Source organism: Phytohabitans maris (genome assembly GCF_031085175.1).
Lineage (GTDB): Bacteria > Actinomycetota > Actinomycetes > Mycobacteriales > Micromonosporaceae > Phytohabitans > Phytohabitans maris.
In genome coordinates, this window is record NZ_JAVHUY010000015.1 from 50721 (window position 1) to 62508 (window position 11788).

At 74.1% G+C, this 11788-nt stretch carries 8 protein-coding genes; 2 read left to right on the forward strand and 6 right to left on the reverse strand.

Annotated elements, in window-relative coordinates:
* Positions 1–50 precede the first annotated feature (50 nt).
* The gene (locus tag RB614_RS17455) at positions 51–593 is read left to right on the forward strand and encodes a carboxymuconolactone decarboxylase family protein (protein ID WP_308713574.1); all 543 of its coding nucleotides are present in this window, start codon (positions 51–53) and stop codon (positions 591–593) included.
* Between the two features lie 4 nt (positions 594–597).
* Here the strand turns inward: RB614_RS17455 and RB614_RS17460 are convergent, their stop codons facing one another.
* The 4 genes from RB614_RS17460 to RB614_RS17475 form a co-directional block, all read right to left on the reverse strand.
* Complete coding sequence (locus RB614_RS17460) at positions 598–1239, reverse strand: LuxR C-terminal-related transcriptional regulator (protein ID WP_308713575.1); 642 nt, start codon at positions 1237–1239, stop codon at positions 598–600.
* Positions 1227–2432, reverse strand: a complete 1206-nt coding sequence (locus RB614_RS17465) for a sensor histidine kinase (protein WP_308713711.1) — start codon at positions 2430–2432, stop codon at positions 1227–1229. The genes RB614_RS17460 and RB614_RS17465 overlap by 13 nt, the downstream gene beginning before the upstream one ends.
* Positions 2433–2451: 19 nt before the next feature.
* On the reverse strand, positions 2452–4773 hold the full coding sequence (locus RB614_RS17470) for an MMPL family transporter (RefSeq protein WP_308713576.1): 2322 nt from the start codon (positions 4771–4773) through the stop codon (positions 2452–2454).
* Between the two features lie 506 nt (positions 4774–5279).
* Positions 5280–6161, reverse strand: coding sequence for a phosphatase PAP2 family protein (locus tag RB614_RS17475; protein ID WP_428983036.1), 882 nt, complete (start codon positions 6159–6161; stop codon positions 5280–5282).
* A gap of 280 nt (positions 6162–6441) precedes the next feature.
* Between RB614_RS17475 and RB614_RS17480 the strand changes: the two genes are divergently transcribed.
* Positions 6442–8055 (forward strand): ABC-F family ATP-binding cassette domain-containing protein, encoded by a 1614-nt coding sequence (locus RB614_RS17480; protein WP_308713578.1) that lies wholly within the window; start codon positions 6442–6444, stop codon positions 8053–8055.
* Positions 8056–8123: 68 nt separating this feature from the next.
* On the opposite strand, the gene RB614_RS17485 is transcribed toward RB614_RS17480, so the two are convergent.
* Together RB614_RS17485 and RB614_RS17490 are read right to left on the reverse strand one after the other, a co-directional pair.
* Complete coding sequence (locus RB614_RS17485; RefSeq protein WP_308713579.1) at positions 8124–8579, reverse strand: DUF1707 SHOCT-like domain-containing protein; 456 nt, start codon at positions 8577–8579, stop codon at positions 8124–8126.
* Between the two features lie 48 nt (positions 8580–8627).
* Positions 8628–11741 (reverse strand): discoidin domain-containing protein, encoded by a 3114-nt coding sequence (locus RB614_RS17490; RefSeq protein WP_308713580.1) that lies wholly within the window; start codon positions 11739–11741, stop codon positions 8628–8630.
* Positions 11742–11788 lie beyond the last annotated feature (47 nt).

Genomic DNA, 11788 nt, shown 5'->3' on the forward strand with positions numbered 1-11788 from the left:
GGGCCTCCCGCACGGTCGCGAACCTATGGTCGGGCCGATAGCCTGAGACGGTGGCGCACATCGATCTGGGTGTTGACGAAAAGCGGTTTCCCGGGATCATCGGCCTCAGGATGTACCGGCCGGAGACGGCCAAGCCGCTCTACGACCTCGCCGACGCCCTGCTCCGCGCGCCCAACAGCCTGTCCCGCGGCGAGCGCGAGCTGATCGCGGCGTACGTGTCGAGCGGCAACGAGTGCGACTTCTGCCGCGACTCGCACTCGGCGTTCGCGGCGGCCCAGCTCGACGGCGGCCTGCGCTTGGTGCGCGACGCCTGCGTCGACCCCGACGCGGCCGACATCTCGCCCAAGCTGCGGGCCCTGCTGCGCATCGCCGGGGCCGTCCGGGTCGACGGGCGCAGTGTCACCACCGAGCTGGTCGAGGCGGCGCGCGGCGCGGGCGCCACCGACGTGGAGATCCACGACACGGTGCTGATCGCGGCGGCGTTCTCGATGTTCAACCGCTACGTCGACGGGCTCGGCACCGTCGTGCCGGACGACCCGGCGGCGTACGAGATGAGCGCCCAGGTCATCGTGGCGCACGGCTACAGCGCGTAGGAGGTCACCCGCCCAGGTAGGCGAGGACCGCCAGCACCCGACGGTGGTCGTCGTCGGACGGGGGCAGGTCGAGCTTGGTCAGGATGCTGTTGATGTGCTTGCTGACCGCCTTCTCGGTGATGACCAGCCGGGCCGCGATCGCCCCGTTCGAGCGCCCCTCGGCCATCACGGCGAGCACCTCGCGCTCGCGCGGGGTGAGCGTGGCCAGCTGCGCCGAGCGGCCGCCGCCGAGCAGCTGGGCGACCACGTCGGGGTCCATCACGGTGCCGCCGGCGGCGACCCGGCGCACCGCGTCGGTAAACTCGCGCACCTCGCCGACCCGGTCCTTGAGCAGGTAGCCGACCCCGCCGGCGCGGTCGCTCAGCAGCTCGCGGGCGTACACCTGCTCGACGTACTGGGACAGGATCAGCACCGGCAGGCCGGGCACCGCGCGGCGGGCGGCGATCGCGGCGCGCAAACCCTCGTCGGTGAACGTGGGCGGCAGGCGCACGTCGACCACGGCCACGTCCGGCCGCAGCGCGACGAGCGTGTCGGCGAGAGTGGCACCGTCTTCGACCGCGGCGACCACGTCGAACCCGTACGCGGTCAGCATCCGCACCATGCCGTCGCGCAGCAGCACGAGATCCTCGGCGATCACGACGCGCACGGGAGCACCGCCTCGATCTCCGTCGGGCCGCCGGGCGGGCTGGACACGGTGACCACGCCGTCGAAGGCCGCCAGCCGCCGCTCGATACCCCGCAATCCCGTGCCCCTGGCCCGGTCGGCGCCGCCGCGCCCGTCGTCGCGTACCCGGAGTCTGATGTGGACGGCCTCGTCCACGACGGACATCTCGATGCGCGCGGCGCCGGCGTGCTTGATGGCGTTGGCGAGCGCCTCGGCGAGCACGAAGTAGGCGGCCGACTCCACCGGCGCGCCGAGCCGCCGGTCGAGCCGCACCTCCAGCGCGACCGGTACCGGGCTGGCCGCGGCGAGCGCCTCGGCGGCACCGGCCAGGCCGCGGTCGGCGAGCATCGGCGGGTGGATGCCGCGTACCAGGTCGCGCAGCTCGCTGATCGCGGAGTGCGCGCCGGCCCGCGCGTCGGCGAGCATCGCCCTGGCCACGGCCGGATCCGTGTCGAACATGTCCTCCGCCATCCCCAGGTTCATCGTCAGCGCGACGAGCCGGGCCTGCGCGCCGTCGTGCAGGTCGCGCTCGATCCGGCGCAGCTCGGCCGCGGAGGCGTCGACGGCGGCGGTGCGGGTCTCGACGAGCTGCTCGACCCGGGCGCTGAGCCGGGCGGCGGCGGTGGGGGAGAGCAGCCACCGCGACAGGTGGGCTTCGCCCGCCTGGTACCAGCGGGGCAGGAAGTAGGCGGCGACCAGGATGGCGGCGCCCATCCCGGCCGCGCCGAACGACCGGGCGGAGCTGGTGACCGGCAGCGACTGGAACTCCAGGTCGACGCCGGCCGGGAGCAGCCGGTAGAGGATCGGCGTGGCCAGCCCCTGCAGGCCGGTCACCCAGAGCCCCCACACGAACATCGCGACGAGCCCGCAGACCCCGTAGACGAGCAGCCACGCGGTGTCGCGCCAGTACGTGGGGTCCGGGAGAAGGTCGCGGATCCGGGCCGGGACGGCCGAGTACGGCGAGGGGATCGGCGGCTCGACCCGCCGCCGCTGCCGGTCCGCCAGGCGGCGGGCCAGGCCGGCCGCGTTGACCAGCGCGGGCCCGCCCACCGGCGGCACGACGCAGAGGAGCAGCGCGAAGACGGTGAGCAGCAGCAGGCCCAGCGCGGCCAGCCCGAGCCCGGTGCTCACCAGCATGTGCCGCAGGTCCCGCAGCGCCCGCCGCCTCCGCGTCATCACCGCCCCATTCTCACTCTCACCGGCCCATTCTCCCGTGGCCACCCGCTCCGCCGGCACCGCCCGGTCCGCCCACTCGGCCGGCACCGCCCGCTCCGCCGGCACCGCCCGCGAAGCCGTGGCCGCCCGTGAAGCCGGCACCGCCCGCGAAGGCGGCACCGCCGGCACCGCTCGCGAGGCCGATGGCCGCCGGCTCCGCGCGCCGCGCCGGGGCCGGGCGGCCCGCCGCCGGCGGCTTCGGGCGCGCCGGCCAGAACGCGGCCCGGCCCAGCAGCGCGGTCAGCGCCGGCACGAGCAACCACGACAGCACGAACGTGGAGAGCAGGATCCCCACCGCGACCGCGAACCCGACCTCGGCGAGCGTGGCCGAGACGGTCAGCGCCCCGAACGAGGCCGCCAGGATCACGCCGGCCGCCGCCACCGGTGGGCCGGCCCGGTGCAGCGCCACCCGTACCGCCTCGCGCCGGGACGCGCCGCCGCGCAGCTCCTCCCGGATCCGGGCGATCATGAGAATGTTGTAGTCGGTGCCGATCGACGCCACGAACATGTACACGATCAGCGGCAGCGTGAACGTCAGGCCCGGCCGCCCCACCGCGCCCTGGAAGACCAGCACCGCCGCGCCGAGCGTGGCGACGAAGCCGCCGACGACCGCGCCGAGCAGGTACACCGGCGCGAGCACGCCGCGCAGCATCAGCAGCAGCACCAGCCCGATCAGCAGGCCCGCGGCGGGCAGGATCACCTTCAGGTCCACCCCGACCACGTCCCGGATGTCCGCGAAGACCGAGGTCTCGCCGCCGACGTACACGGTGGTGCCGGGCGGTGCGGCGGAGTGCGCGGCCGGGCGCAGCTGGTGCACCATCGCGTCCAGCGCCTCCTCGCTGAGCGGGTCGGCGGCGAGCAGCAGGTCGACCTGGGCCGCGTCGCCGGTCGCCCGCACGCCGCCCACACCGCCCACTATGGAGAGTGCGGAGAGGCGCTCGGCGTAGGCGGTCGCTGACTGTTCGGTCAGTCCGGGACCGGAGAGGTAGACCGTCGTCGGGCTCAGCGTCCCCGCGGGGAAACCGGACTCCAGCCGTTCCATCGTGCGGGCCGACTCGGTGCCGGCCGGCATGGCCTCGATGTCGTAGCTGGGCTTGTGGGCCAGGGCGCCGGCTCCGAGCGCGGCCAGCACGGCCACCGCGGCGAGGGCCACCGCCGCGGGGCGCCGGGCCACGAGGTTTCCGGTACGCGCCGCGAGTCCCACCGTCGCCCCGCCGCGCCCCGCGTCCGGTGCGCCGCCTCCCGTCTCCGGCACGGTGCGCCACGCCTTGGCGGGCCAGAACGCGCGGTGGCCGAGCAGCGAGAACACCGCCGGGATGAGCGTGAGGCCGGCGAGCACCATCACGAGTACCGCGAACGCCAGCGCCGGCCCCAGGATCCGGAACGACCCGAACCCGGACAGCAGCAGCGCGCCGAACGACACCGCCACCGCCAGCGCGGAGACGCCGATCGCCGACCCGACCCGGGCGAGCGCGGCGACCATCGCGGTGCGCCGGTCCTCGCCGAGGCGCAGCCGCTCCCGGTACCGGTACAGCAGGAAGACCACGTAGTCGGTGCCCACGCCGAAGAGCACCACCGGCAGCAGCCCGGTGACCGAACCGTCCAATGTGGTGCCGGCCGCCTTCGCCGCGATCGCGATGACCGCCACCGCGCCCTGCCCGACCAGCGCGATGATGAGCAGGTTGAGCAGCGCCACCCACGGGCCGCGGAAGATGACGACGAGCAGCACCAGGATCATCACCACCATGCCGACGCTGACCAGCAGGTCGAGCCGCTCGCTGTCCTTGGCGACGGCCGCCTCGCCGGTGTACCCGGAGCGCAGCGGCGTGCCGGCGACCCGCTCGGCGGTCTCGGTGCGCAGCCGGGTGACGGCGCTCGACACCCCGGTGTAGCCGACCTTCCCGGTGAACGTCACCTGGGCCAGCATCACCTTCCCGTTGGGGGAGAGCGACGGCTCGCCGACGTCCCGTACCCCTTCGCCGCCCAGCCCCTGGACGACCTCCCGCCCCTTGGCCCGGTCGGCCGGGGCCAGCGGCGCGCCGTCCACACGAGACAGTACGAGCACGGCGGTCGCGCCCTCCCGGGCACCGGACGGGAACGCCTGCTCCGCGAACCGGGCCGCCTGTACGGACTCGTACTCCTCCGGCAGGAAGTCCGTCTCGTTCTGGCCGGAGACGGCCGCCGCGCCCTCCGGGCCGAGCACCGCGTAGCCGAGACCGCCCAGCCCCATCACCACCACCAGCCAGGCCAGGATCACCCGTACCGGGTGCCGGACCACGGCCGTACCCCATCTCTCGAACACGTCCCTCTCCCCTCCCGGATCGTCGCTTTCGACGCTATGGATCGGGGTGGGTCGCCATCGATGGAGCGCGCTCGCCTCTTGACGGTGGTGCCAGCACCACCGTCACCGTCTGCGCCGACCTGGTCGCCCTCCTCCTGGCCGGCCTCCGCGTCCACCAGAAGATCAATTGGCGCGATCTAGAACGGTTAGGGCTGAAATAGCGCCCTAAACGTTCTAGATCGCTTTCGGAGGCGGGGTGCGGGGGTTGGGCTTGCCGCGCGGAGCCGGCAGCGGAGGCCGGGGAAGTCGGCGAGCGCCAGCGAGCCGCCGGCCGCAGCGGTGCCCGCGGGAAAGCACCCCAAGAAAACGCTCCGCTGCGCTCCACGTTTCCCCGGGGACCCCGCGCAAACGGTCCGCAGCTGGCGCGGACCGGGGCAACTCTTCCTGGAGAAACGCCGCGACTCAGCGTGGGTGGGGTGGCTCATGCGCAAGATGTGGCCTTCAGGTCGGCGGCGGAGGCGGCGCGGTCAGCCGGTGCGCCAGGGTACGACGCGGTGCGTCGCGGCCAGCGTCAGCGCGGTGACCGCCGACGTGATGCCGGCGATGCCCGCGGCCGCGCCGACGTACGCGGTCAGCAGCGTGCGGCGGCCCAGCTCGTCGGCGGGGGGTGTGGCCACCCGGTCCACCCACCAGAGGGCGACGGCCGCGGCCGCGAGCAGTACCGCTGAGGCGATCATCAGCAGTGCGACGGCGAGCGGGCGGGCGTCGTCGGTCTTCACCCGGGCGTCCCGGCCCTGCGCCAGCACCAGCAGCAGGCCGGCGAGGGCCGCGCAGCCGCCGACGACGAGCACCGCGCCGGCGACGTCGCTCGGCCGGTGCCAGCCCAGCGACATGGTCGCCACGCCGGCGGTGGTGGCGTAGAGGGCGCCGACGACCGCGGTGACGCCGCGCAGCCGGGGCGGTACCACCAGGACGAGCGCGATGACCACGGACATCGCCACGGTCGCGTGGCCGCTCGGGAAGCTGTTGCCGGCGTACACGCGCTCCAGGTCGACGCCGAGGTCCGGGCGGTCGAGGCCGTGCTTGAGCACCTGGGTGACCAGGTTGGCGGTGGCCACGAACGCGGTGACCACCAGCGTCAGCAGCACCCGGCCCCGGGCCAGCGCGATCACCCCGGCGACGACCATCGCCACGGCCAGCGAGGCCACGGAGATGGCGTTGAGGACGGTATTGGCCAGGCCGTCGACGCGGTCCTGGCCGATCGCGTTGCCCTCCAGGGCGACGGTGTCGAGCAGCTGGCCGCGCGCGCCGCGCACGAAGAACCACCACAGGCCGGCCACGCTGACCGCCTCGACCAGGCCCAGCAGCACCAGCCAGGCGGCCGGAAGGGTGACGCCCGCTTCGCGGATCTTCGTCCGCTCCCCAACCGTCGTAGCCACGGGGCCTTCTTTCCCCCACAGCGTCACGTTTCAACCCCAGCCCGCGCTCGTCGGCACCCCACCGACGGTAGCCGCCGGGAGATCCGGTTCTGGTGAGAAACGCGTGAAGGAGCCGGCCTTGCTTATTCGTTTGCGGGTGGGGCACCGCCGTGGCTACCGTGGACGGCGATGTGATCCGCAGACACCCGTCGCGCCCGCGTCCGAGGCCATCGCCCGGCGGGCGGCAGCGTCTACTCCGCGGTGGTGTCCCGTGTCACGTCATCCTCTCCTCGCCCATGACCTCGTCCGCACGTTCGGCGCGCGCCGCGTGCTCGACGGCGTCTCCCTCGTCGCCGCGCCCGGCCACCGGATCGGCCTGATCGGCGAAAACGGCACGGGCAAGAGCACCCTCCTGCGCCTGCTGGCCGGCGCCGACCAGCCGGACGGCGGCACCGTCGTGCGCCCACCCGACCTCGGGTACCTGCACCAGGAGATGCCGTTCGACCTGGCCGCGACCGTGCGCGACGTGGTGGACGACGCGCTCCGCGAGGCCCGCGAGGTGCTCGCCGCGCTGGACCGGCTCACCGCCGCGCTCGCCACCAGACCGGACGACGTCGAGTTGCTCGCCGAGTACGGCGAGCGGCTCGACCGGGCCCAGGAGACCGACGCCTGGGACGCCGACCGCCGCGCCGGGCTGGTGCTGGCCGGACTCGGGCTGGGCGGCATCGGGTACGACCGGACGCTCGGCTCGATCTCCGGCGGGCAGCGCGGCCGCCTCGCGCTCGCCGCTCTGCTGATCCGCCGCCCGTCGGCGCTGCTGCTGGACGAGCCGACCAACCACCTCGACGACGCGGCGGCCGCCTTCCTGGAGGAGCAGCTGCGCGGCCTGCCCGGCGCGGTCGTGCTCGCCAGCCACGACCGTACGCTGCTCGACGCGGTCTGCACCGACCTCCTCGACCTCGACCCGGCGGTCGACGGCCCGACCCGGTACGGCGGCAACTACACCGGCTACCAGGCGCAGAAGCACGCCGAGCGGGAACGGTGGCAGGCCCGCTTCGCCGAGGAGCAGGAGGAGCTGAGCGAGCTGCGGCACGCGGTCGCGGTCACCGCGCACCAGGTCGGCTACGGGCGGCCGCCCAAAGACAAGAACAAGATGTCGTACGGCATGATCGGCAACCGGGTCGAGCAGCAGGTCTCCCGGCGCGTGCGCAACGCCACCCGCCGCCTCCACGAGCTCGAACGCGACCAGGTCCGCAAGCCGCCGGAGCCGCTGCGCTTCCGGGTGTCCACGCTGGCCAGTCACGGTGGTGAGGGGCTGCTGGTGTCGGTGCGCGACCTGTGCGTACCGGGCCGGCTCAGCCTCGACCGCCTCGACGTCACCGCCGGCGACCGGCTGCTGGTCACCGGCCCCAACGGCGCCGGAAAGTCCACATTGCTCACCGTGCTCGCCGGCGGGCTGCGGGGTACCGGCGAGGTGCGGCGGCGGCGCGGCCTGCGGGTGGGACTGCTGACCCAGGACACCCTCTTCGACCGGCCGGACCGGACCGCGGCGCAGACGTACGAGCTGGCGTTGGGGGCGGAGCGCGCGGAGGCGGTACCCCTGCGGTCGCTGGGCCTGCTCGCCCCCCGCGACGCCGCCCGCCCGGTCGGCGAGCTCTCCGTCGGCCAGCGCCGGCGGCTGGCCCTGGCGCTGCTGGTGGCCGACCCGCCCGAGCTGCTGCTGCTCGACGAGCCCACCAACCACCTGTCGCCGCGGCTGAGCGACGAGCTGGAGGAGGCGCTGGGCACCAGCCCGGGAGCGGTGGTCGTCGCGAGCCACGACCGCTGGCTGCGCGCCCGCTGGCCGGGACGCCAGCTCGCCCTGGAACCGGTCGGGACGGCGTAGGCGACAGGGCGGGCGGCGCCGGTGACGGGGACGCCGGCCCCGACGCTGATCCGGCTCCAGCCGTTCCGTCAGCGTCCGCGACGGGCGCGGTCCACCAGAGCGACGGCGGCGACCAGCAACACGCAGAACGCCACCGGGACCGCGATCAGCCACCACTTGTCGTAGACGATGGCGAGCACGATCGCGACCGGCTCGCCGAGCAGGATCGCGAGGATGTTGGCGGCCGCGTAGAGGGGGATGTCGTCGGGGTCGTCGCCGGTCTTCCGCAGCGGTAGCGGCGGGGGGAGGCCGGGCAGGTCGGGGTGGGGCTCCGGCAGGTCGGCGAAGAGGCGCAGCAGTTCGCCCTGCGTCCTGGTCTCCTTGCACGCCTCCAGCCGCAGCTCGGCCTCGGCCGAGTCGATCCGTTTCGCCGCGACGTGCTCGGCCAACGCCTCCCGCGCGGCGTCGAACTCCGGTGTCCCGACCCGCAACGCGAGCCGGGCCGCTGGCGACTCCCGAAGCTCGCTTACAACTGGCTCGCTCACGATGCGAGCGTAGATGGCGGGCGCTCCCAGGGGAGCGCCCGCCTCCACCTAGAACCCGGTCAGGCCGGCGCCGAACGGGTACAGCGGGTTGCCGTAGTTCGTCGGCACCGGCTGCCCGGCGTCGATCCGGGCCCGGATCTCGGTGCGCTGGGCGGCGGTGGCGCCGAGGTCGTACGGCAGGTCCCACTGCTCGTTGGCGTCCGCGAGGACGTCACTACCGCCCGGCCGGAGCACCTGGTCGAGCGTGCGCGGCAGCTGCCACGGGAGCTTGCCCCGCGGCTGGTAGTCGCCGAAGAGCAGGCCGGCCACGGCCGGTCCCATCTCCTCGCCGCCGCGGTACGTGACGACGAGCGCGCTGGCCAGCTCGTGCCACTCGCTGATCACGTACGGGCGGGGCATGACCAGCAGGACGACGACCGGGATGCCCTGCCGCTGGAAGTTCTGGATGACGGCCAGCTGGTCGGCGGGGAGGTACGGCTGCTCCTTCACCCAGCTGGTGGCGTGGGTGTACGAGCCCTCGCCGACCGCCACCACCGCGAGCTTCGGCGACGGGCCGGAGTCCTGGTACACGTTGACGCCGGCCCGCGCCGCCCGCGCCCGGATCGCCTCGAGGAGGTTCTGCGAGCCGTACTCCTGGTGGAAGTAGCTGGTCCAGATGCAGCAGGCGCCGGAGTCGGTGGCGCGCGGCCCGGCCACCACGATGTTGTCGCCGGCGCCCAGGCGTACCGGGAGCACGCCGTTGTTGCGCAGCAACGTCGTCGACTCCCGCGCGGCCTGGTCGGCGAGCGCCGTGTACTGCGGCATGTGGAAGCGGTACGGGCCGTTGACCGGGTCGCCGTACGGGTTTTCGAAGATGCCGAGCTGGAACTTCAGCCGCAGCACCCGCCGTACCGCGTCGTCGATCCGGGCCGCCGGCACACCCGCGGTGAACGTGCCGATGCTGTACCCCGGCGCGCCCGGGTCGGCGCCGCCCATCACGTCCGAGCCGGCCCGCGCCGCGCCGACCCACGAGCCGGAGGGAAGCCAGTCGGTGGTGATGAGGCCGGTGTAGCCGAGGTTCTGCCGCAGGTAGGCGAGGATCGGCGCGCTGTCGCCGGCCCCCGGCCCGCCCGGGTCGAGGTAGGAGCTGCCGGCGTACCCGGGCATGATGTTGACCGCGCCGGCCTCCATCGCGGCCCGGAACGGGATCATGTGGTACTTGATGGTCACCGCGTCGTACACGATCAGCGCCTCGCCGCCGGCGCCCTCGCCGGGCCAGTGCTTGACCGTGGCGAGCACCGACGCCGGGTTGAGCTCCGGACCGCCCTGCAGGCCGGCGACCAGCGCCCGCACCTGTGCGGCCGCGACCTCGGCGCTCTCTCCGTTGCCTTCCTGGATGCGCGGGTACAGCACCTTGGTGCCCACCTCGGCGAGCGGCCCGAGCACGCCGCGGGTCCCCACCTCCAGCTGCTCGCGGCGCTGCATGTCGCCGAGCTTGTAGTCCAGCGGGTAGTTGCGCCCGGCGGCGAGCGCGCTCTGCGTCGGGTAGGTCGTCTGGTACCCGTGGATGGTGTCGCCCGCCGAGACGAACGGGATGCCCAGCCGGGTGCCGCTCGCCCGGATCAGGTTGGCGTGCAGGTCGGCCGCGCCGGCCGGCCCGAAGTGCCACCCCGACTGGGCGAACTGCTGCGCGTTGTAGAACATCTGGTACGCCTTCTCCTCGAGCGTCATCCGCCCGAGCAGGTCGCTGACCCGCGACTCGACCGGCAGCCGCCAGTCCTCGTACGGCGCGATGGCGCCGTCGCGGTTGAGGTCGCGGGCGCCGTTCACGATCCCGACGCCGTCGGCGACCGTCTCCAGCGCCGGCAGGTAGAGGCTGAACTGCCGGATGTTCGAGGTGGCGACGGTGCCGCCCGACCCGTTGACCGCGACCACGTACCACTTGTAGGTCCACCGGTCGGCGATGTCCCAGGTCGGCGTGTAGCCGGTGCCGGTCGGCTCGGCGACCTTCGTGTACAGGTCGACGAGGTTGCCGGCGGCCGCGAAGTCGTAGTCGGTACGGCTGACGTTGAGCCAGACCTGGTAGCGGGCCGCGCCGCCGACGGCGGCCCAGGACAGCGGCGGCCGGCGGGTGTTGGTGATCATCGCGCCGTTGGCCGGCGCGCTGAGCTGGAACTGCCCGGTCGTGCCCGGCGGCCGGGTCGGGCCGGAGAGCATCGGCGGCGTGGTCGCCTGGGTGTCCACCGACCCGAAGACCTGGAACTCCCAGAGCGAGTACCCGTAGCCGGTCGCCCGCGCGGTGCCGGTCAGCCGGACGTAGCGCCCGCTGCCGGTGACCGCCGGCCGCTCGGTGCCGCCCCGCCCGGCGGTCGTGGCGTAGACCTGGGTCCAGGCGGTGCCGTTGGTCGAGGTCTCTATCCGGTACGCGGTCGCGTAGGCGGCCTCCCACATCAGCGTCACCCCGGTGATCGTGGCCACCCCGCCCAGGTCCACCTGGATCCACTGTGGATCGCTGAACTCGCTGGACCACCGCGTGGTCGCCCGCCCGTCCAGCGCGGCAGCCGGGGCGTTGCCACCCTCGTACGAGGAGGCGGTCACGTTCCGGTACTCCGAGATGGGCGTCCCACCCGGCGGCGGCTGGCTGGTCGGTGGCGTCGTGGGGGCGCCGCCGACCGTGCCGAAGACCTGGAACTCCCAGAGCGAGTACCCGTAGCCGGTCGCCCGCGCCGTACCGGTGAGGCGGACGTAGCGCCCGGAGCCGCTCACCGCGAGGGTCTGCGTGCCGCCGGTGCCGGTGGTGGTGGCGTAGACCTGGGTCCAGGCGCCGCCGTCGGTCGAGGTCTCGATCCGGAACCCGGTCGCGTACGCCGCCTCCCAGACCAGGGTCACCTGGTCGATCGCGGCGCTCTGGCCGAGGTCCACCTGGATCCACTGTGGATCGCTGAACGCGCTGGACCAGCGGGTACCCGGGTTGCCGTCGACGGCGAAGCGGGCGGCGAGCCCGTCCGCGTCGGCTTCGACGGACGAGGCGGTCGCGGGCCTGCCCTGGGAGATCAGCGGACCGGCCGCGCCGGCCCGCCCCTGGGCGATCGCGATCGCGCCGAGCAGGCCGGCGAGCAGCACGGCCAGGGCGGCGGCGAGGGCGCGACGTGGTCGCGCGCGGACAAGGGAGTACGGCGACATGACACCTCCAGGCGTCGGGCGACGGTGGACGCACCGCCCGAGGCGGG